Genomic DNA, 20,052 nt, shown 5'->3' with positions numbered 1-20,052 from the left:
GAAAGCGCTGTCAGAGTGCCGAATCAGCCAACCCACTCGTGCACCGCGCCGGCACACCCCGCTCGTGCACCCCGTACGCGTTCGACCGACCCGCTCGTGCTCGTCCGTCCCGAGAACGGAAGTGATGCACATGAACCGCCGTACAGTCCGGCTCCTCGCCACGGTCGCGGGAGCCGCCCTGCTGCTCCCGGGCTGCACCGGCACCGGAGGCAGTGCCAAGGGCGCCGATGCCAAGGCGCCCGACGATCCGTCGCAGGTCAGCGGAACCATCACGGTCCTCACCGTGCGGACCGACCTCGTGCAGGACGGCACGATGAAAAAGTACGCAGCCGAGTTCAACAAGACCTATCCCAAGGTCGAAGTGGAGTTCCAGGCCCTCACCAACTACGAGGCCGAGATAAAGATCCGGATGAACACGGACGACTACGGCGACGTCCTGCTGATCCCCGCAGTGATCAAGAAGGACGACTACCCGAAGTTCTTCGCCTCGCTCGGCACCGCGGCCGAACGCAGCAAGAAATACCGCTTCACCGACTTCACCGCCGTCGACGGCAAGGTCTATGGCCAGAGCCCGGTCGGCGTGATGCCCGGCTTCGTCTACAACAAACGGGTCTGGAAGGACGCCGGAGTCACCCGATGGCCCGCCACCCCGGCCGAATTCCTCGCCGACCTGAAGGCGATCAAGGCGAAGACCGACGCCATCCCCTACTACACCAACTTCGCCGCCCAGTGGCCGCTGACCTCGTGGACGTACGTCAACGGCGCGGTCCACTGCGATCCGCAGGCGACCACGAAACTCGCCGACGGCGATCCCTGGGCCGAGGGCTCCGACCTGCGGGTCGGCGACACGCTGCTGCACGACATCGTCGAGCAGGGCCTCGCCGAGAAGGACCCGACGACCAGCAACTGGGAGGAGTCCAAGCCCCGTACGGCCAAGGGCGAGATCGCCACGCAGTGGCTCGGCACCTGGGCGATCATCCAGTTCCAGGACGCCGCGAAGAAGGCCGGCGTGAATCCTGACGACATCGGTTTCATGCCGTTTCCCGCCCAGCCGGACGGCGCGTTCTGCGCGACCGTGGGCCCCGACTACAACCAGGCCGTCAACGTCCACTCCCCGCACAAGGAGGCGGCCCGCGCCTGGATCGACTGGTTCACCGACAAGTCCGGTTACGACAAGGACAATCTCGCCATCTCCCCGCTCAAGGACGCGGCCATGCCCGAGGTGCTGAAGCCGTACGAGGAGGCGGGCGTCAAGCTCATCGAGCTGGACGACTCGGCGGGCGCGAAGGTCAAGCTGATCGACGACGAGTCCGAGGTCGGCATCTACAAGCCCGAGTACCGCCAGGACCTGGTCGACCTCGCGCGCGGCGCCAAGAAGGGCAGCCTGGACGACTTCCTCGGCGACCTCGGCAAGAAGTGGACCGAGACGCAGGCGAACGTGAGCGACGGATGACGCACGCGGACACGCACCCCCCGGGCCGCCGCACCGGGAGGGCGGCCACTGAGGGAGCAGCCACCGAGGGAGCGGCCGCCGAGGGGCCGGCCTTCGAGGACGCGGCGCCGCTCTCGAAGCGTGCCGCCCGGACACCGGCCCCGCGTCGGGCGCGCACCTGGCGGCTGCTGACCCCCTGGCTGTTCCTGCTCGCCCCGCTCGCCCTGCTGATCACCTTCACCTACGCGCCGATCGCCAACATGGTCGCCTACAGCTTCACCGACTGGGACGGCGTGAGCCCCGAACTGCACTACACGGGCGCGGAGAACTACACGGAGATCTTCACCAGGGAGGACCTCTTCCAGGTGTTCTGGGTGAGCGGTTACTACCTGGCCGCCTCGGTGGTCCAGATCGTCGCCGCGCTCTACTTCGCGACGATCCTGAGTTTCACCGTCCGTTTCCGGAATTTCTTCAAGGGCGTGCTCTTCTTCCCGTCCCTGGTCAACGGCGTCGCCATCGGTTTCGTCTTCCTCTACTTCTTCCAGGACGGCGGCACCCTCGACACAGTGCTCGGATTCTTCGGCTACCACACCGACCACGCCTGGCTGGGTACCCCGGCCTCGGCGAACGTCTCCCTCGCGGGCGTCTCGATCTGGCGCTACCTCGGCATGAACTTCGTCCTGTTCCTCGGGGCGATCCAGTCCATCCCGGGCGAGCTGTACGAGGCGGCCGAACTGGACGGCGCCGGCCGATGGCACCAGTTCCGCTACATCATCCTGCCCGGCATCAAGCCGGTGCTGACCCTCACGGTGATCCTGTCCGTCTCGGGTTCCCTCTCGGCCTTCGAGATCCCGTACATCATGACCGGCGGGGCGACCGGCACCGAGACGTTCGTGATCCAGACCGTGAAGCTGGCGTTCCAGTTCAACAAGACGGGGCTCGCCTCGGCCGCGGCCGTCGTGCTGCTGCTGATCATCCTGCTGGTGACCTGGGTGCAGCGACGCCTCGTCCCCGACGACCACGTGGACCTCGTATGACACGCCGAGCCGTTGCCCGCACCCTCGTGTACCTGTCCCTGATCGCCGCGACGCTGATCGTCCTGCTCCCGCTGGGCGTCGTACTCCTGACGTCCCTGAAGACCGAGAACGAGACGGCGAACGGCAGCGGGGCGCTCACGCTCCCGCGCGATCCACTCAACTTCCACAACTACGTGACGGCGTTCCAGGACGGCGGAATGCTCACGGCGTTCGGCAACACCGCTTTCATCCTCGTCGCCTCCGTCGGCGGCACGGTCCTCATCGGCTCGATGACCGCGTACGCGATCGACCGGTTCACCTTCCGGTTCCGGAAACTGGTGATCGCCCTGTTTCTGCTGGCCGCCCTGGTACCGGGCGTCACCACCCAGGTGGCGACCTTCCAGATCGTCCACAGCCTCGGCATGTTCGACACCCGCTGGGCCCCGATCGCCCTCTACACGGGAACGGACATCGTCTCGATCTACATTTTCCTGCAGTTCGTGCGCTCGATCCCGATCTCACTGGACGAGGCGGCCCGGCTCGACGGGGCGAACGCCTTCACGATCTACCGAAAGATCATCTTTCCGTTGCTGAAACCGGCGATCGCGACGGTAGTGATCGTGAAGGGGATCGCCGTCTACAACGATTTCTACATCCCGTTCCTCTACATGCCCTCTCAAGATCTTGGCGTGATCTCGACGTCGCTGTTCCGCTTCAAGGGCCCCTATGCCGCCCACTGGGAAACGATCTCGGCAGGAGCTGTCCTGGTCATCCTGCCGACACTGATCGTCTTCCTGGCCCTCCAGAAATACATCTACAACGGTTTCATGAGAGGAGCGACGAGGTAACCGCTTTCACTTCTGCTTCTGCTTCTGCTTCAGGGGAGACGGGGCGACGCTAGGCACCCTCATCGGAGGACAGCGCGGCGACGAGCACGGGCGTCACCTGCTCCACCTGCCAGGGCCGAGCCCCGTTCCCCGTGAGCGCGCTCGCGACGGCCGTCTCGTCCAGCGGCTTCGGCGGCTCCCAGCAGACTCTGCGCACCGCGTCCGGCGCGATGAGGTTCTCCTGGGGCATGTTCAGCTCCTCGGCCAACGCCGAGACGGCAGTCCTCGCCGCGCTGAGCCGCGCCGCCGCCGCCGGGTCCTTGTCGGCCCAGGCCCGCGGCGGCGGCGGCCCCGCCACCGGCTGCCCCGGCTGCGGCAGCTGCGACTCGCTCAACGCCTTGGCCCGGTCGACCGCGGCCTGCCACTGCTCCAGCTGCCGCCGTCCCATCCGATGCCCGAAGCCGTTCAGCGCGGCCAGCGCGCTCACGGTCGTCGGCAGGGCGAGCGCGGCCTCCACGATGGCCGCGTCCGACAGCACCTTGCCCGGGGACACGTCCCGTCGCTGCGCGATCCGGTCCCGTGTCTGCCACAGCTCCCGCACCACGCCCAGCTGCCGACGCCGACGCACCTTGTGCATGCCTGACGTGCGACGCCAGGGGTCCTTGCGGGGCTCGGGCGGCGGGGCGGACGCGATCGCGTCGAACTCCTGGTGGGCCCATTCCAGCTTGCCCTGCCGGTCCAGCTCCTTCTCCAGCGCGTCGCGCAGGTCGATCAGGAGCTCGACGTCGAGGGCCGCGTACCGCAGCCATGGTTCGGGCAGCGGCCGGGTCGACCAGTCGACCGCGGAGTGGCCCTTCTCGAGGACGAAGCCCAGCACGCCCTCGACCATCGCGCCGAGGCCGACCCGCGGGAACCCGGCGAGCCGTCCGGCCAGCTCGGTGTCGAACAGCCGCGTCGGCGTCATGCCTATCTCGCGCAGACACGGCAGGTCCTGGGTGGCCGCGTGCAGCACCCACTCCACACCGGACAGCGCCTCGCCGAGCGCGGAGAGGTCGGGACAGGCCACCGGGTCGATCAGCGCGCTGCCGGCGCCCTCGCGGCGCAGCTGCACGAGATAGGCGCGCTGTCCGTAGCGGTAGCCGGAGGCGCGCTCGGCGTCGACCGCAACGGGGCCGGAGCCCGCGGCGAACGCGGCGATGACCTCGGCGAGGGAGGCCTCGTCGGCGATCACGGGAGGAATGCCCTCGCGCGGTTCGAGGAGAGGTGTCGGCGCCCCGGAAGCAGTAGATCCGCCGTCGTCCGGAGGGGCGCCTCCGGTGGTTCGCAGTGAACTGGCTGCTGCGGTTTCTTGGGCGTCGGTCACCTGTCAAGGGTATCCGTGTATCGACGGCACCCGCCGACGGAACGTTCCGTCGACGGGCGTCAGAGGGTCGTAAACCAGTCAGGTCGGTGAACGACGGGGAACGGGCCTGGCGGAAACCGGGCGGAAACCGGGCGGGGACGGGCAGGGACAGGTGGGGACAGGTCGGAACAGGAAGGGGACGGGAGGGGGCCGGGACGGGTCCTGGGAGACCCCCAGGAGGCACCCAGGGGAATCTCAGGGGAATCTCAGGAGTGGGCTGTCAGTGGATGATGCCGGTCCGCAGGGCCACCGCGACCATGCCGGCCCGGTCGCCCGTGCCGAGCTTGCGGGCGATGCGGGCGAGGTGGCTCTTGACGGTCAGCGCGGACAGACCCATCGAGACGCCGATCGCCTTGTTCGACTGTCCCTCCGCGACCAGTCGCAGCACCTCGACCTCACGGCCGGAGAGCTCGCGGTAGCCGCCCGGGTGACTCGGGGCACCCGGGGGGCGGCGGTGCATGCGGGCGGCAGAGCCGATGGGGGCGGCACCGGGCCGGGTGGGGAGCCCGACGTTGGTGCGGGTGCCGGTGACGACGTAGCCCTTGACGCCGCCCGCGAGGGCGTTGCGCACGGCGCCGATGTCGTCGGCGGCGGAGAGGGCGAGCCCGTTGGGCCAGCCCGCGGCGCGGGTCTCCGACAGCAGGGTGAGGCCGGAGCCGTCGGGCAGGTGGACGTCGGCGACGCAGATGTCGCGGGGGTTGCCGATGCGGGGACGAGCCTCCGCGATGGACGAGGCCTCGATGACGTCGCGCACACCGAGCGCCCACAGGTGGCGGGTGACGGTGGAGCGGACGCGCGGGTCGGCCACGACCACCATGGCGGTGGGCTTGTTCGGGCGGTAGGCGACCAGGCTTGCGGGCTGCTCGAGGAGAACGGACACCAGGCCTCCTGGGTGGGGGACGGGAGCCGGCTCGTGGGGCTTGTGGGGAGGAAGCCGGGACGAACCGTGCTTTCAAGGTCACAGTCGTCTTCGGCAGCGAACCCGGCGTCCTTTAGAGAATGATCACGATCTAGTGAGTAACAATCCGTTCAATTCGGACACTTGATCGATCATCCGAAGATCGAGTCGGTTTAAGTGGGTGTCTTACGGGATCGAAAATGGCCGTATCGACAAAGAGATGGTCAACGTGACTGCGGTCCCCTGCGCTGTGGCAGCGTCACCACCGACGCGTCCCCCGGTCCGGCCGGCGGCAGCCCCGCCACCTGTGCCAGCAGATCGCACCAGGAGGCCAGATGTGCCCCGGTGTCCGGCACCCCGCCCAGGCCCTCGCGCGGTGTCCAGGAGGCCCGGATCTCGATCTGCGAGGCCGCCGGGCGCTCCGCGAGCCCGCCGAAGTAGTGCGAACTCGCGCGCGTGACGGTCCCGCTCGGCTCGCCGTAGGCCAGTCCGCGCGCCTGGAGCGCGCCGGTCAGCCACGACCAGCACACGTCCGGCAGCAGCGGGTCCGCGGCCATCTCGGGCTCCAGCTCGGCCCGGACCAGGGTCACCAGGCGGAACGTTCCGCGCCAGGCGTCGTGCCCGTCGGGGTCGTGCAGCAGCACCAGCCGGCCGTCGGCCAGGTCCTGATCGCCGTCCACGACCGTCGCCTCCAGTGCGTACGCGAACGGGGCGAGCCGCTTCGGGGCCGGTGTCGGCTCGACCTCGATCTGCGGCCGCAGCCGGGCCGCCCTCAGCGCGTCGACCGCGGCCCGGAAAGGCAATGGTGCCGACGTGCCCCCATCCCGGTCCCCCTCGTTCGCGTCATCCATCCCGCCAGCGCCGTCCGACAGTCGTCCCTGAGCCGCAGCCATGCGGGGAAGATTAAGGGGAACGGGGGCTTCGCGCAGGGCAAGACACCCGTGCGGGGCCCGCGGACAGGTGCGCGCTGGGCGAACAGGCGCACGGACCACGCCGCCCGAAAGACCACGGAAGGACGACAGAAGGACCGCAGAAAGACGACGGCGGGACGACGGCGGGAACGCCGAAGACGACGGAGCGAGGGAAGGAAGCGTGGCGGCAGGGGGCGGCCTCGCGGGCTTCGGCGCCGTGGGAGACTTGCCGTCGTGAGCGCGAACGAGAGCCCGGCGGGCCGGCAGCCGACAGCGACGTACGACAGTGCCTTCCTGAAGGCGTGCAGGCGTGAGCCCGTGCCGCACACGCCGGTGTGGTTCATGCGGCAGGCGGGGCGTTCGCTGCCGGAGTACCGCAAGGTCCGCGAGGGCATCGCGATGCTCGACTCCTGCATGCGGCCCGAGCTGGTCACCGAGATCACCCTCCAGCCCGTGCGCCGGCACAACGTGGACGCGGCGATCTACTTCAGCGACATCGTCGTCCCGCTCAAGGCCATCGGCATCGACCTCGACATCAAGCCGGGCGTCGGCCCGGTCGTCGAGCGCCCGATCCGCACCCGCGCCGACCTCGCCCAGCTGCGCGACCTCACCCCCGAGGACGTCTCCTACGTCACCGAGGCCATCGGCCTGCTGACGGCCGAGCTCGGCGCCACCCCCCTGATCGGCTTCGCGGGCGCGCCTTTCACCCTCGCGAGCTACCTCGTCGAGGGCGGTCCGTCGCGCACGTACGAGAACGCCAAGGCGATGATGTACGGCGACCCCGAGCTCTGGGCCGACCTGCTCGACCGCCTCGCGGAGATCACGGCCGCCTTCCTGAAGGTGCAGATCGAGGCGGGCGCGAGCGCCGTCCAGCTCTTCGACTCCTGGGCCGGCGCGCTCGCCCCCGCCGACTACACCCGCTCGGTGCTGCCCGCCTCCGCGAAGGTCTTCCGCGCGGTCGAGGGCTACGGCGTCCCGCGCATCCACTTCGGCGTGGGCACCGGCGAGCTGCTGAAGCTCATGGGCGACGCGGGCGCTGACGTCGTCGGCGTCGACTGGCGCGTCCCGCTCGACGAGGCCGTGCGCCGGGTCGGTCCCGGCAAGGCGCTCCAGGGCAACCTCGACCCGACCGTCCTGTTCGCCGGCACCGAGGCCGTCGAGGCCAAGACCCGCGAGGTCCTGGACGCGGCCGTCGGCCTGGAGGGCCACGTCTTCAACCTCGGCCACGGCGTCATGCCGTCCACCGACCCGGACGCGCTGACCCGGCTCGTGGACTACGTCCACACCCGGACCGCCCGCTGAGTCACCAGGTGTGCCGGGGGCGCGCCCGTCTGCCGAACAGCAGGCCGCGCGGCTCCGGCGGCGGGGGCGTGCCCGGCTTGAGCGGCCAGGCGAGCAGCATCCCCGCGAGGAAGCCGACGATGTGCGCCGCGTACGCCACGGTGCCCGCCCCGGACACGCCCTCGCCCGACGAGTACACCGCCTGCAGCACGAACCAGAAACCCAGCACCATCCAGGCCGGCAGCCGCAGCGGCAGAAACACCAGGAACGGGACCAGCACCCACACCCTGGCCTTCGGATACAGCACCAGATAGGCGCCGAGCACCCCCGCGATCGCCCCCGACGCGCCGATCAGCGGGTCGGTCGAGTCGGCGTTGAGCAGCGCGAAACCGTAGGACGCCGCGTAGCCGCAGACGACGTAGAAGAGCGCGAAGCGGACGTGCCCCATGCGGTCCTCGATGTTGTTTCCGAAAATCAGCAGAAACAGCATGTTGCCCAGCAGATGCAGCCAGCCGCCGTGCAGGAACATCGCGGTGAGGACGCTCAGCGCCGGCGACTTGTCGTAGCCCGGCGGGCCCAGCGCACACCCCGCGCCGCTCAGGTCGCCGGTGGGGACGAGCTGCGGCAGCTGATGGTGGATCAACTCGCGCGGGACGGCCGCGTAGTGCTCCAGGAAGGCGTGCAGATGGCACGTCTGGGCCAGGCTGCTGTCGCCCGCCACGGAGCCGGACAGGCCGGGCATGAACCAGAACACGAAGACGTTCGCGGCGATCAGCGCGTACGTCACCACGGGCGTACGGCGCACCGGGTTCACGTCATGGACGGGGATGACCACAAGGAAGTACTGCCCCCGATCCGTTCGACGAACCGGTGAACACGGCTCACCACGAGTGCGTATGAACCGGCAACCGCTCGCGGCACGAGGAAGGCGGGTCGCGGGGACGACGTGAGGAACAGGCGATGAACGACCGAGTTACCCCTCCCATGCACGCCACACCCGACGGCGAGGCCGAAATCTCGCTCGTGGTCCGGCTGCCCTGGGAGGACGTGGCGCGACTCGGCCAGGAGGCCGGGCGGCTCGCCGCGCAGATGCAGCGACCGGTGACCTTGGACGAGGCTGTCAGTAACCGGTTGCGGTCGCGGCCGGCGGCCGCGGCGCATGCGAAGCCGGTGGAACAGCCTGCCGCTGTTTCCGCTCTGCCGAGGTTGAGCGGAACCGGTTGAGGAACGTTACGGGGCGCGGGCCGACCGCGGCCGGCCCGCGCCCCGGACAACTCCTCAAGCGTTCCGCACCTCTGCCGTCGCCTTCCTCGCCGCCACCAGCACCGGATCCCACACCGGGCTGAACGGCGGGGCGTAGCCCAGATCCAGGGCCGTCATCTGCTCCACGGTCATCCCGGCCGTCAACGCCACCGCCGCGATGTCGACCCGCTTGCCCGCGCCCTCCCTCCCGACGATCTGGACGCCCAGCAGACGGCCCGTCCGGCGCTCGGCGAGCATCTTGACCGTCATCGCGGAGGCGCCGGGGTAGTAGCCCGCGCGGCTGGTGGACTCGACGGTGACCGTGACGAACCGCAGGCCGACCCTGCGCGCGTCCTTCTCCCGCAGCCCCGTGCGGGCGATCTCCAGATCGCAGACCTTGCTGACGGCCGTGCCGACCACGCCGGGGAAGGTGGCGTAGCCGCCGCCGACGTTGGCGCCGATGACCTGGCCGTGCTTGTTGGCGTGGGTGCCGAGCGCGATATGACGTTCCTGGCCGGAGACCAGGTCGAGGACCTCGACGCAGTCGCCGCCCGCCCAGATGTCCTCGTGGCCGCGCACCCGCATCGCCAGGTCGGTGAGCAGCCCGCCGTGCCGGCCCAGGGGCAGCCCGGCGGACTTCGCGAGCGCGGTCTCCGGGCGGACGCCGATGCCCAGCACCACCACGTCCGCCGGGTACTCGGCGTCCTCCGTCACCACCGCCCGGACGCCGCCGTCCCCGTCGGTGCGCAGCCCGGTGACCTCGGCGTCGTTCACCATGGTGATGCCCAGGCCCTCCATGGCCGTGTGCACCAGCCGGCCCATGTCCGGGTCGAGGGTCGACATCGGCTCCCTGCCCCGGTTGACGACCGTCACCTCGTAGCCGCGGTGGATGAGCGCCTCGGCCATCTCCACGCCGATGTAGCCCGCCCCCACGACGACGGCCCGCCTCCCACGCGCGCGTGCCAGCGTGTCGAGCAGCGCCTGCCCGTCGTCCAGGGTCTGCACCCCGTGCACGCCCGACGCGTCCACACCGGGCAGGTCCGGCCGGATCGGGCGGGCCCCGGTCGCGATCACGAGCTTGTCGTACGACGTCCAGGACTGCGCGCCCGTGTCCACGTCACGCGCGCGTACCCGCCGTCCCGCCACGTCGATCTCCGTGACCTCCGTGCGCAGCCGCAGGTCGATCCCGCGCGCGCGGTGCTCCTCGGGAGTGCGGGCGATCAGCTCGTCCCGCTCGGCGACGTCACCGCCGACCCAGTACGGGATGCCGCACGCCGAGTAGGAGGTGAAGTGGCCGCGCTCGAAGGCCACGATCTCCAGTTCCCCGGGCCCCTTCAGACGCCGGGCCTGGGACGCCGCGGACATGCCCGCGGCGTCACCGCCGATCACGACCAGCCGCTCGATGCTCATGCGAACACGCTACGGCCGACGCGCACTTCAGTCCCGCGCGGGCTCGCTCGCCGCGGGTTCCGCGCCGTCGTCGCCGGCTTCCGCGTCATCGTCGCCGGACACCGGAGCCGGAGCCGTCGTCGTCCGCCGCCGCACACGTGTCAGCCGCAGCCACACCAGCACGATCAGGACGGCCGCCGCGAGGAACGGCAGCATCGCGCCGAACGCCACGGCGATCCAGCGCAGCACCGTCACGAACGCCGCCCAGCCGCCCGCCAGCGCGTCCACGAACCCCGGGTCGTCGTCCTTCTCGGCGGCCGGGTCGACCGGCTTCTCCGAGAGGGTCACGGTGATGGTCGCCAGGCTCGTGCGGTCCTTCAGGGACGACTGCTGGGCCAGCAGCGCCTCCAGATCGGCCTCCCGGATGCTCAACTCGCCCTCCAGGGTGACGACGTCGCTGAGCTTCGTGGCCCGGTCCATCAGCTCGCGGACCCGGGCGACGCTGGCGCGCTGCGAGGCGATCCGGCTCTCGACGTCGACGACCTGGTCGGTGACGTCCTGGGCCTTCGCCGTGCGCTCCAGGAGCTTGCCCGCGCCCTGGAGATCGGCCAGGACGTCGTCGTACTTCTCGACGGGGACCCGCAGCACGACCCGGGTCCGCTCGGCGCCGTCCTCGTCCCGGGCGGTCGTCTCGTCGCCGACGTAGCCGCCCGCGTTCTCGGTGGTCGCCCGGGCCTCGTCCAGGGCCTTCGGCACGTCCTTGACCTGCACGGTCAGGGAGGCGGTGCGGATGATGCGGTTGACGGTGAGCTGCGGCGCCGCGGTGGCCTTCGAGCCGCTCGCGCCCGCGCCCTCCTTCGCGTCCGCGGCGGCGCCCGCGTCCTCGGCGTCGACGTCCTGGGGGGCGGCCTCTCCGACGGCGGCCTTGTCGGCCGAGCTGCTCGCGTCGTTCGCGGCGCTGCATCCGGTGACGGCCAGACCCGCGGCCAGCAGGACTGCGGCCAGGGCGTGGGCGGGTCGTACGGGACGTCGCAGCGAACGTCGTACGCAAGGGCGTGTGGGCATCTGGGTGTCCCCCCGAAGGTTGCGGCAACTGACGCTCCTTCGACGCCGGGGCGGGCCGGGACGTTGGCGGTGGTCGGTTCCGAAGAGGTCACGGTCGGGACGCGGTCAGGACACCGGGGCGCGGCGGGAGTGTCAGTGGGGTCTGAGAGAGTGGGCGCATGAGCGCAACGGGTACGGGCACGGGGCATCACGTCGTCGTCGTCGGAGCCGGGATCGCCGGTCTGGCCGCCGCCCACCGGCTGCTGGGGCGCGGGGCGAGAGTGACCGTGCTGGAGGCGTCCGACCGGGTCGGCGGCAAGCTGCTGCCCGGCGAGATCGCGGGCGTGCGCGTGGACTTCGGCGCCGAGTCGATGCTGGCCCGCCGGCCCGAGGCGGTCGTCCTCGCGCGCGAGGCGGGCCTCGCCGACCGCCTGCAGCCGCCGGCCACCGCCACGGCCTCGATCTGGACCCGCGGCGCGCTGCGCCCCATGCCCAAGGGCCACGTCATGGGCGTCCCGGGCACCGCGGCCGCCCTCTCCGGCGTGCTGTCCGACGAGGGCCTGGCCCGGATCGAGCGCGACGCCGACCTGCCCCGAACGGAGACCGGGGACGACGTGGCGGTCGGGGAGTACGTGGCGGCACGCCTGGGCCGCGAGGTCGTCGACCGCCTCGTCGAGCCCCTGCTGGGCGGGGTCTACGCCGGTGACGCCTACCGGATCTCGATGCGCTCGGCCGTCCCGCAGCTCTTCCAGGCGGCGCAGACGCACACCTCGTTGACGGAAGCCGTCCGCGAGATCCAGGCCAAGGCGGCCGCGAACCAGCAGACCGGGCCCGTGTTCATGGGCATCGAGGGCGGCGTGGGCTCGCTGCCGCTCGCGGTCGCCGAGTCCGTCGAGGCGCGCGGCGGCGAGATCCACACGCGCGTGGCCGCGACGGAGCTGCGCCGCGAGCCGGCCGGCGGCTGGCGCGTCAGCGCGGGGGAGCGGGTGCTGCGGGCCGACGCCGTGGTCGTCGCCGTCCCCGCACCGGCCGCCGCCGCACTGCTCGCCGCCGAGTCCCCCGAGGCCGCCGCCGAGCTGCGCACGGTGGAGTACGCCTCCATGGCCCTGATCACCCTCGCCTACCGGCGCGCCGAGACGGCCCTGCCCGAGGGCAGCGGCTTCCTCGTCCCGCCCGTCGACGGACGCACCGTGAAGGCGTCCACCTTCGCCTCCCAGAAGTGGGGCTGGATCGCCGACGAGGACCCGGACACGGTCGTGCTGCGCACCTCCGTGGGGCGGTACGGCGAGACGGAGGTCCTGGGCCGCGAGGACGCCGACCTCGTCGAGGTCTCCCGGCACGACCTGCGCGCGGCCACCGGCCTGGACGCCACGCCCGTCGAAACCCGCGTCACCCGGTGGACGGACGGCCTGCCCCAGTACCCCGTCGGCCACCACGCGCGCGTGGCCCGCATCCGCGAGCACGTCGCGAAGCTCCCGGGCCTCGCGGTGTGCGGCGCGCAGTACGACGGCGTGGGCATCCCGGCCTGCATCGCGAGCGCGTACGCCGCGGTGGACCAGATCGGCGGCGACCTGAGCGCCGTCCGCGAGCTCACGGCCAACCCGGTGCAGAGTTTGCACGGCGGAGCGGGAGAATGAGAACCATGAGTGACGACGCCCCCACCACCGAGGCCGGCAGGATCCCGAACAAGGGCAAGCTGGCCAAGGACCTCAACGAGGTCATCCGCTACACGCTGTGGTCCGTCTTCAAGCTGAAGGACGTGCTGCCCGAGGACCGCGCCGGGTACGCCGACGAGGTCCAGGAGCTGTTCGACCAGCTCGCCGCCAAGGACGTGACGATCCGCGGCACCTACGACGTGTCCGGTCTGCGGGCCGACGCCGACGTCATGATCTGGTGGCACGCCGAGACCGCCGACCAGCTCCAGGAGGCGTACAACCTGTTCCGCCGCACCCGGCTGGGCCGCGCCCTGGAGCCGGTCTGGTCGAACATGGCGCTGCACCGCCCCGCCGAGTTCAACCGCTCGCACATCCCGGCGTTCCTCGCCGACGAGACGCCCCGCGACTACATCAGCGTTTACCCCTTCGTGCGCTCCTACGACTGGTACCTGCTGCCCGACGAGGACCGCCGTCGCATGCTCGCCGACCACGGCAAGATGGCCCGCGGCTACCCGGACGTCCGTGCCAACACGGTCGCCTCGTTCTCGCTCGGCGACTACGAGTGGATCCTGGCCTTCGAGGCCGACGAGCTGTACCGCATCGTCGACCTCATGCGCCATCTGCGTGCCTCGGAGGCCCGGATGCACGTCCGCGAGGAGGTCCCGTTCTACACGGGCCGTCGCAAGGACGTCGCGGAGCTGGTCGCGGGCCTGGCCTGATCAGCGCTTCGGCCGCGCGGCCCGCTCCGCGGAGGGGGCCGCCGGCTTTGCCTCGGCCGGCTTGGGCGCGGCCGGCTTCGGCTCCGCGTGCGGTGCGCAGGCCGCGCGGCGCGTCGGGAGCCGGCCCTCCAGCAGATACGCGTCGAGGTGGCCGTTGACGCACCGGTTCGGTCCGCCCCCGATGCCGTGCGTGCCGGAGTCCCGCTCCGTCACCAGCACCGAACCCGTCAGCCGCCGGTGCATCTCCAGGGCCCCGTCGTACGGCGCGGCGGCGTCCCGCTCGGCGGCCAGGATCAGCGTCGGCGGCAGCTCGCCCGGCCCGGTCCGCACATCGAGCGGCTCCTGCCGGGGCGCCGGCCAGTACGCGCACGGCAGGTTCGCCCACACGTTGTCCCAGGTCTCGAACGGCGCGACCCGCGCGAGCCGCGTGTTGTCGCGGTCCCACACCTTCCAGTCCGTCGGCCACGGTGCGTCGTTGCACTCCACGGCCGTGTACACGGCGTTCGAGTTCTCCGCCTCCTCGGCGGCCTCCTGGACCGGCCCGGCCTGCGCGATCAGCTGCTTCGGGTCGCCCTTCAGGTACTCCGACAGCGCCTGCGCCCGAGCCGGCCAGTAGTCGTCGTAGTAACCGGCCTGCAGGAACGCGCCCTGGAGCTGGCCCGGCCCCACCTTGGCACCGGCCGGCTCGGCGGCCAGCCGCGCCTGCGCCCGCTCATAGCTGGTCAGCACCGCCTGAGCCGTCCTGCCCAGGCCGTACACGTCGTCGTGCCGCGCGATCCACTCCCGGAAGTCCGTCCAGCGGCTCTCGAACGCCGCCGACTGGTCGAGGTTGTTGCGGTACCAGATCTGCGCCGGGTCCGGGTTCACCGCCGCGTCGAACACCATCCGCCGTACGTGCGAGGGGAACAGGGTCGCGTACAACGCCCCGAAGTAGGTGCCGTACGAGGCTCCCATGAACGTCAGCCGCTCCTCGCCCAGCGCGGCGCGCAGCACGTCCAGGTCACGGGCGTTGTTGAGCGAGTTGATGTGCCGCAGGGCGTCGCCCGACCGCTGTGCGCAGCCCTTCGCGTACGCCTTCGCCTGTGCGATGCGCTCCCGCTTGTACGACTCCGAGGGGTGCGTCGGAGCCGGGGAAGGCCCCTTGAAGAACCGCTTGGGGTCCTGGCAGGACAGCGGGGCCGAGCGGCCGACCCCGCGCGGGTCGTAGCCGACGAGGTCGTACGCGGCCCCGATGCGCTTCCACTCCGGCAGCAGCCCGATCAGTGGGAAGTAGCGGCCGGAGCCGCCCGGGCCGCCCGGGTTGAAGACCAGCGCGCCCTGTCGGGGAACCCGGTGCTTGCTGTTGTGCGGGTCCCGGTGGGTGGCCGGCACGCGGCTGACGGTCAGGTCGATCTGCTTGCCGTTCGGCTGGGCGTAGTCGAGCGGGACGGCGACCGTGCCGCACTGCATGGTGCCGGGCAGATCCTGCGCGTCGGAGCACTTCCCGAAGTCGACGCCCTTCGCCGCGGCCCGCGCGGCGGCGAGCGCGACGCCGGGGGCGGCGTACCGGGCGGCGGACAGGCCGGGGGCCGACAGGTCGGGCGTGCTCGGGACGCCGCCCGCCGGGACGGCGGAGAGGGCGGTCAGCAGCAGGGCTCCTGCGGCCGAGTGGAGGGCGGCGGCTCTCATCGGGTGTCCCTTCGGTGCACGGCGGCGACAAAAGGGAAGTTTGGTTCGACCTTGGGGGAAGGCAAGCACCGAGGGCTGGTGTCGGCGCCAATGCCCCTTGTGCGCCCCCCAGTGGTCGAGCGCGCCCCGTCCGAGGGGGCGTCCTGCCCGAGCGGTGTCCCGTCCGAAGGGGCGTCCTGTTCGAGCAGCGGATTGTCCGAGCGACGGATTGTCCGAGCGGATCCCTGTCTCAGTCGCGCCCGTGCAGCCCGAGCAGCCCGTGGTACCCGTACTGCCCGCGGTGCGCGAAGGCCGCCCGCAGGTCGGGTTCGCCGACGGCGCGGATCCCGCGTACGGCCACGGAGGTCAGGTACATGCGGTCGTCCCCCGCGCTCCCGGCGTGCCGGGCCAGCGTGCCCAGCAGCCGCTGGCCGGCCGGGGAGGCCCAGCGCGCGTACGGATGCGCCTCCACCCGCGCTATGGCCAGGCAGCTCAGGGTGAGGGCGAGGGGCAGCGCGAACCAGAGCGCGACGAGGTTGCGGGGCATCTCCGGAGCCGCGGGGAGCAGTAGTGCGGTGACGCCCAGCGCGACGACGACCACGGCCGCGACCCGCACCTGCCGCACCCCGGCCGCGACCGTCGTACGGGCTCCGTCCGGCACCGCGAGGCCGGCGTCGACCAGCCGGTCGGCGAGGCCGCCCACCGCGTCCGCGGCCGCCGCGGCGGCCCGCACCGGGGCGATGGGGGACTGCCCCTCGGGCCCGATGGCCCCTATGACCGACCGTTCCATCTCGTCGCGCCCGCGCGGGTCGACGACGGTCGCCCAGCCGGTGTGGGCGAGCAGCAGCCGCCGCTGGCGCGCCATGGAGACCATGGTCAGGTCGGCGACCCGGCCCGGGCCGCCGGACAGGAAGGCCGCCTCGTACAGGGTCAGATCATGTCCGTGGCCCGCGTTCGCGTCGAGGCTCGCCGAACTCGCCGAACCGGCCGAGTTCGCCGCCCGAGCGGCGGCCAGGCACAGCCGTGTACACGCCGCGCCCGCGACGGCCCATGCCAGCAGCAGGAGAAGCACCCAGACCATGTCGTGTTTCTATGCCATCCGCACCGGGAAACGCCATGCCCCGTTCACGATCCGGACCGGGCGTTGTACGTATGTGACGTTCCGCTTGCCTTCGTCCTGGGTGCCTCAGGAGCCGCCTGCCTCAGAAGCCCGCCTGCCTCAGGGGCCGCGTGCCTCAGGAGCCGGGTGGCGGGCTGGCCGCGGCCGGCGGGAGCGTGTAGGTGGGATACGGCGACGCCGTGAGCGGCACGACCGGCCCGGGGTCGGTCGTGGGCCCCGGCGGCCCGGGGGAGTTGGTGATCGGCGGCGGGCTGTCGGCCGCCAGGTCCCGGGCGAGGGCGTCGTAGTCGACATACCCGGTGGCCTCGAGGATCTTGATGTGGTCCAGGACGGTGGTGTTGGCGTCATCGGCGAGCTCGCGCACCAGCGAGTTGCGCGTACTGGCCCGTACCTGGGCGACGACGGAGAACACCCGGCCGTGCGCGAGGCGCAGGATGTTGGCGAACTTCCAGTCGTACTGCCGGCCCTGGGCCGCATTCAGTTCCGCCAGCCAGCCTTTCTGCTGGTCGTTGGGCTCGTTCGGCAGCGCGAGGCCCAGTTGGGAGGCGACGCAGCGCACCCGCTCGTCCAGGAAGGCGTGTCCCTCGACCAGATGCCGGCCCGCCGTCCGCACGGCCTCGGTCGTGCCCTTCGTCTGCGCCTGCTGGCCGGCCGGCAGCTCCCACAGTCCGGCCAGCCGGACCTTGGTGATGAACTCCCGGTCCAGCGCGGACAGCGGCCCGTACTGCGTCGACACGCTCTGCGCGTTCAGTACGTCCACTCCCGTGCCCGAACGGTCGGAGTACGACCAGACCGGGAAGACCAGCGCCGCGAGGGTCGCCGCCAGGCACGTGATGATCAGCCCGGTACCACTGAAGATGCCTCTGCCCTTGATCGGGGGTCGCGGGCGCATGGTGCCTCCTGCTCACGGCACTGCACGCAAGTGCACATCGGTTGCGGGACTGGCATATTACTGCGCCTGCGCTGCCAACTGCCGTACAGGGTCGAAGCGTTTCATCACCGGCATCTCGGACGAAACGAGAGGGAGGGAAGGGGTCCCAAAGCTGGGGAAACCGGTGGTAAACGTCTGTGGAAACGTTGTTGCGCGCGATGAAGGCGGCCGGGTGTTAACCCCGGCACATTCCGGACGGTCCATCACCGTCGGATCAGCGACCGTCCCATCCGGCTCACCTGATCCAGTCGGAACTTCGGCCTCGGTGCGGGTCCCGAGCGGTCCAGCCACCAGCGACGCAGTTCGCGGCGGGCCCGGCCTTCCGGCGACCGTCCGTCCAGGAGCATCTGCTCGGCGAAGTCGAGGGCGTCCTGGCGGTACCCGCCATGCATCGGGTGCAGGTGCGCATACGCGACGAAAGCGGCCCGGTAACCGTTTCCGAGGATCTGCGCCAGCTCCGGCGCCACCTTGGCCACCACGTCGGCCCGCTTCGCCGCCAGGGCCCGTGCCTGCACGCCGAGGCGCACCCGGTCGAAGCCCTCGGGGACGGGTGTCCCCGCGACCAGCGCGGACAGCAGGGCGGCCTGGGCGAGGCCGAGGCGCTGACGGGTCGCCTCGTCGGGAGCGATGCCAGGGGCGACGCCGGGGCCGATCGGTTCCACCACCTGGGGCTGGGGCTGGGGCTGCGGTTCGGGCTGGGGCTGAGGCTGGGACTGAGGCGGTACCTGGGGGTGGGTCTGGGGCCGGATGCGCGGGGCGGCTGCGTCGTCGCCCGGTGCGCCGCGCAGTGCCGCACCGCTCTCGACGGCCTTCCGGATCGCGCCCAACTCCCGCTCCAGTTCGGCCGGTTCGGGGAAGTTCTCGTCCCGCTCCAACAGCACGCCGGGCGGCGACACCCGGGACGCGAGGTCGGTCAGGATGTCGAGGACCGGGCGGGGCACCGGATGCGCATGACTGTCGTGCCAGACGCCGTCCCGCTCGAAGCCGCCCGCGACATGGACGTAGGCGATGGCCTCCAGGGGCAGTTCGGCCAGCGCCTTGGCGGGGTCCTCGCCGCGGTTGACGTGGTTGGTGTGCAGGTTGGCCACGTCGATCAGCAGCCGTACGCCGGTGCGGTCGGCCAGGTCGTACAGGAACTGTCCCTCCGTCATCTCCTCGCCCGGCCAGGCGACGAGCGCGGCGATGTTCTCGACGGCGAGCGGCACGGGCAGCGCGTCCTGTGCGATGCGCACGTTCTCGCACAGCACGTCGAGGGCGTCCCGGGTGCGCGGCACGGGCAGCAGATGCCCGGCTTCCAGTCGCGGGGACGCCGTCAGCGGGCCGCCCGCGCGGACGAACGCGATGTGCTCGGTGACCAGCGGCGCGCCCAGCGCCTCGGCCCGCTCGGCGAGCGCGGTCAGCCGCCCCTGGTCGGGTCGCTCCGCATCGCCGAGCCCGAGCGAGACGCCGTGCGGGATCACGGTGATCCCGCGCTCGCGCAGCCGCAGCAGGGAGTCGGGCAGATGCCCGGGACACACGTTCTCGGCGACGGCCTCGACCCAGTCGATGCCCGGCATCCGCTCCACGGCGTCCGCGATCTCCGGTCGCCAGCCGATCCCCGTCCCCAGTCGCATCATGGTCCCCGCCTCCTTCGTGCCCCCTGCGTGGTGACGGTGGTATCGCCCCGCCACCGCGCTCCGAACCGCCCGCCGCCCGCCTTCAGAGCAACATTTGAGGTTCGGACCGGCGGACCGGCGGATCGACGGATCGACGGGCTGACGGGTGCTGGCCGACCGGTGCCGGGCCGACGGGCTGGTCGGCCGACGGGTCAGCGGGCCCTCAGGGCCGGATGGTCGGCGACCACCGTGCAGCTGCCCGGCGCGATCTCGGTGAACCCCGCGTCCCGCACCAGCGGCAGTCCGCTCGCCGTCAGCTCACGCCACCGCTCCGGGGGCGCGGTCCGGACAGCAAGCGGGAAACCGGTTTCGCGCCAGGCCGCCCGTTCCTCGTCCGACAGCTCCCACCAGGCGAGCTGCGCGCCGTGCCCGGCCTGCGCCATCGCCTTCCCCGCCGACATCTCCACCTCCGGACTCATCCACAGCACGACGGTCCCCGGCTCGACGTCCGCGGGCGGCTCGGGATCGTCGAGATCGGTTCCGGAGACCTGAAGCTTCGCCAGTTCCTTCGGCCACCCGTCCAACGGCACGGGCGGAAACACCCGTACCTCCGCCGACTTCCCCGTGACGGTGATCCCCGGCAGCTCCCCGGCCCGTCGCCACTCGGCTCCCCGTGCCCGCCGCACCACCTTGCGAATACGGGCGTCCTGCCAGTCCCGCATGACCTGCGCCCACTCGCCGTCCCCGACGGAGCGCTCGTCATCGAGCAGGACGAGCACGGCACGGGCAGCCGTCTCGAGCGCGTCGGTGCGGGCGGGCGGCGCGGATTTCTCTATCCGCACGACAAGGGGCAACACGAACTGCGGAGCCTGGTCACGCGGGTTCGGCTCGGTCTGAAAGGGACTCTCACTCACAGGCGCAGGCTACTGGACCGGTGCGAGAG

General features: G+C 71.5%; 18 protein-coding genes. 7 read left to right on the top strand and 11 right to left on the bottom strand.

All coding sequences use genetic code 11. The annotated features are described in order from the left end of the window. The first annotated feature begins 130 nt into the window (after positions 1-130). Genes ABZ725_RS22290 through ABZ725_RS22280 form a run of 3 tightly spaced genes read left to right on the top strand, consistent with a single transcriptional unit; the run spans position 131 to position 3,296 of the window. On the top strand, positions 131-1,453 hold the full coding sequence (locus tag ABZ725_RS22290; protein ID WP_351907088.1) for an ABC transporter substrate-binding protein: 1,323 nt from the start codon (positions 131-133) through the stop codon (positions 1,451-1,453). Further along, the gene (locus ABZ725_RS22285) at positions 1,450-2,469 is read left to right on the top strand and encodes a sugar ABC transporter permease (protein ID WP_358804331.1); all 1,020 of its coding nucleotides are present in this window, start codon (positions 1,450-1,452) and stop codon (positions 2,467-2,469) included. Before ABZ725_RS22290 ends, ABZ725_RS22285 begins: the two co-directional genes overlap by 4 nt. Next, positions 2,466-3,296, top strand: a complete 831-nt coding sequence (locus tag ABZ725_RS22280) for a carbohydrate ABC transporter permease (RefSeq protein ID WP_358804330.1) — start codon at positions 2,466-2,468, stop codon at positions 3,294-3,296. Before ABZ725_RS22285 ends, ABZ725_RS22280 begins: the two co-directional genes overlap by 4 nt. 49 nt (positions 3,297-3,345) lie before the next feature. Here the strand turns inward: ABZ725_RS22280 and ABZ725_RS22275 are convergent, their stop codons facing one another. From ABZ725_RS22275 to ABZ725_RS22265, 3 genes are all read right to left on the bottom strand, one after another. Further along, positions 3,346-4,638, bottom strand: coding sequence for a ribonuclease D (locus ABZ725_RS22275; protein ID WP_358804329.1), 1,293 nt, complete (start codon positions 4,636-4,638; stop codon positions 3,346-3,348). A 259-nt stretch (positions 4,639-4,897) separates the two neighbouring features. Continuing rightward, on the bottom strand, positions 4,898-5,557 hold the full coding sequence (locus ABZ725_RS22270; protein ID WP_351907096.1) for a response regulator transcription factor: 660 nt from the start codon (positions 5,555-5,557) through the stop codon (positions 4,898-4,900). Between the two features lie 242 nt (positions 5,558-5,799). Beyond that, positions 5,800-6,468, bottom strand: a complete 669-nt coding sequence (locus ABZ725_RS22265; RefSeq protein WP_358804328.1) for a DUF3000 domain-containing protein — start codon at positions 6,466-6,468, stop codon at positions 5,800-5,802. 252 nt (positions 6,469-6,720) lie between these two features. Between ABZ725_RS22265 and hemE the strand changes: the two genes are divergently transcribed. Next, the gene (gene hemE, locus ABZ725_RS22260) at positions 6,721-7,788 is read left to right on the top strand and encodes a uroporphyrinogen decarboxylase (RefSeq protein WP_358804327.1); all 1,068 of its coding nucleotides are present in this window, start codon (positions 6,721-6,723) and stop codon (positions 7,786-7,788) included. Position 7,789: 1 nt separating this feature from the next. Here the strand turns inward: hemE and ABZ725_RS22255 are convergent, their stop codons facing one another. Further along, positions 7,790-8,602 carry a rhomboid family intramembrane serine protease gene (locus ABZ725_RS22255; protein WP_358804326.1) on the bottom strand — a complete coding sequence of 271 codons (813 nt, stop codon included), beginning with the start codon at positions 8,600-8,602 and terminating at the stop codon, positions 7,790-7,792. A 125-nt stretch (positions 8,603-8,727) separates the two neighbouring features. On the opposite strand from ABZ725_RS22255, the gene ABZ725_RS22250 reads away from it, so the two are divergent. Continuing rightward, the gene (locus ABZ725_RS22250; protein WP_351907105.1) at positions 8,728-8,991 is read left to right on the top strand and encodes a hypothetical protein; all 264 of its coding nucleotides are present in this window, start codon (positions 8,728-8,730) and stop codon (positions 8,989-8,991) included. 54 nt (positions 8,992-9,045) lie between these two features. On the opposite strand, the gene ABZ725_RS22245 is transcribed toward ABZ725_RS22250, so the two are convergent. Together ABZ725_RS22245 and ABZ725_RS22240 are read right to left on the bottom strand one after the other, a co-directional pair. Continuing rightward, positions 9,046-10,419, bottom strand: coding sequence for an FAD-dependent oxidoreductase (locus ABZ725_RS22245; protein WP_358804325.1), 1,374 nt, complete (start codon positions 10,417-10,419; stop codon positions 9,046-9,048). 27 nt (positions 10,420-10,446) lie between these two features. Further along, a complete protein-coding gene (locus ABZ725_RS22240; RefSeq protein WP_358804324.1) occupies positions 10,447-11,463 on the bottom strand; it encodes a DUF4349 domain-containing protein in 1,017 nt (338 codons plus the stop codon). Positions 11,464-11,621: 158 nt separating this feature from the next. Here ABZ725_RS22240 and hemG point away from each other — a divergent pair, with 158 nt between their 5' ends. Continuing rightward, on the top strand, positions 11,622-13,079 hold the full coding sequence (gene hemG / locus ABZ725_RS22235) for a protoporphyrinogen oxidase (RefSeq protein WP_358804323.1): 1,458 nt from the start codon (positions 11,622-11,624) through the stop codon (positions 13,077-13,079). A 5-nt stretch (positions 13,080-13,084) separates the two neighbouring features. Next, positions 13,085-13,816: a hydrogen peroxide-dependent heme synthase gene (hemQ, locus tag ABZ725_RS22230; RefSeq protein WP_358804322.1), complete on the top strand. Its 732-nt coding sequence runs from the start codon at positions 13,085-13,087 to the stop codon at positions 13,814-13,816. Here hemQ and ABZ725_RS22225 read toward each other — a convergent pair whose 3' ends face one another. The 5 genes from ABZ725_RS22225 to ABZ725_RS22205 form a co-directional block, all read right to left on the bottom strand. Further along, complete coding sequence (locus tag ABZ725_RS22225; RefSeq protein ID WP_358804321.1) at positions 13,817-15,484, bottom strand: alpha/beta hydrolase; 1,668 nt, start codon at positions 15,482-15,484, stop codon at positions 13,817-13,819. It abuts the gene before it with no gap. A 229-nt stretch (positions 15,485-15,713) separates the two neighbouring features. Continuing rightward, entirely contained in the window at positions 15,714-16,544 is an 831-nt protein-coding gene (locus ABZ725_RS22220) for a TIGR04222 domain-containing membrane protein (RefSeq protein ID WP_358804320.1), read from the bottom strand. 154 nt (positions 16,545-16,698) lie between these two features. Then, positions 16,699-17,475 carry a DUF4142 domain-containing protein gene (locus ABZ725_RS22215; protein WP_358804319.1) on the bottom strand — a complete coding sequence of 259 codons (777 nt, stop codon included), beginning with the start codon at positions 17,473-17,475 and terminating at the stop codon, positions 16,699-16,701. 242 nt (positions 17,476-17,717) lie between these two features. Beyond that, entirely contained in the window at positions 17,718-19,130 is a 1,413-nt protein-coding gene (locus ABZ725_RS22210) for a DUF692 domain-containing protein (RefSeq protein ID WP_358804318.1), read from the bottom strand. Between the two features lie 191 nt (positions 19,131-19,321). Then, positions 19,322-20,023 carry an aminoacyl-tRNA hydrolase gene (locus tag ABZ725_RS22205; protein ID WP_358804317.1) on the bottom strand — a complete coding sequence of 234 codons (702 nt, stop codon included), beginning with the start codon at positions 20,021-20,023 and terminating at the stop codon, positions 19,322-19,324. Positions 20,024-20,052 lie beyond the last annotated feature (29 nt).

It is taken from the genome of Streptomyces sp. NPDC006872 (assembly GCF_040635845.1).
GTDB lineage: Bacteria > Actinomycetota > Actinomycetes > Streptomycetales > Streptomycetaceae > Streptomyces.
This window is presented reverse-complemented; position numbering and strand designations above follow the sequence as displayed.

Coding starts and splice junctions, on each gene's coding strand:
- ABZ725_RS22290 (WP_351907088.1), top strand. CDS start 131: ATGAACCGCCGTACAGTCCGGCTCCTCGCCACGGTCGCGGGAGCCGCC.
- ABZ725_RS22285 (WP_358804331.1), top strand. CDS start 1,450: ATGACGCACGCGGACACGCACCCCCCGGGCCGCCGCACCGGGAGGGCG.
- ABZ725_RS22280 (WP_358804330.1), top strand. CDS start 2,466: ATGACACGCCGAGCCGTTGCCCGCACCCTCGTGTACCTGTCCCTGATC.
- ABZ725_RS22265 (WP_358804328.1), bottom strand. CDS start 6,468: ATGGCTGCGGCTCAGGGACGACTGTCGGACGGCGCTGGCGGGATGGAT.
- ABZ725_RS22250 (WP_351907105.1), top strand. CDS start 8,728: ATGAACGACCGAGTTACCCCTCCCATGCACGCCACACCCGACGGCGAG.
- ABZ725_RS22245 (WP_358804325.1), bottom strand. CDS start 10,419: ATGAGCATCGAGCGGCTGGTCGTGATCGGCGGTGACGCCGCGGGCATG.
- ABZ725_RS22240 (WP_358804324.1), bottom strand. CDS start 11,463: ATGCCCACACGCCCTTGCGTACGACGTTCGCTGCGACGTCCCGTACGA.
- hemG (WP_358804323.1), top strand. CDS start 11,622: ATGAGCGCAACGGGTACGGGCACGGGGCATCACGTCGTCGTCGTCGGA.
- hemQ (WP_358804322.1), top strand. CDS start 13,085: ATGAGTGACGACGCCCCCACCACCGAGGCCGGCAGGATCCCGAACAAG.
- ABZ725_RS22225 (WP_358804321.1), bottom strand. CDS start 15,484: ATGAGAGCCGCCGCCCTCCACTCGGCCGCAGGAGCCCTGCTGCTGACC.
- ABZ725_RS22220 (WP_358804320.1), bottom strand. CDS start 16,544: ATGGTCTGGGTGCTTCTCCTGCTGCTGGCATGGGCCGTCGCGGGCGCG.
- ABZ725_RS22215 (WP_358804319.1), bottom strand. CDS start 17,475: ATGCGCCCGCGACCCCCGATCAAGGGCAGAGGCATCTTCAGTGGTACC.
- ABZ725_RS22210 (WP_358804318.1), bottom strand. CDS start 19,130: ATGATGCGACTGGGGACGGGGATCGGCTGGCGACCGGAGATCGCGGAC.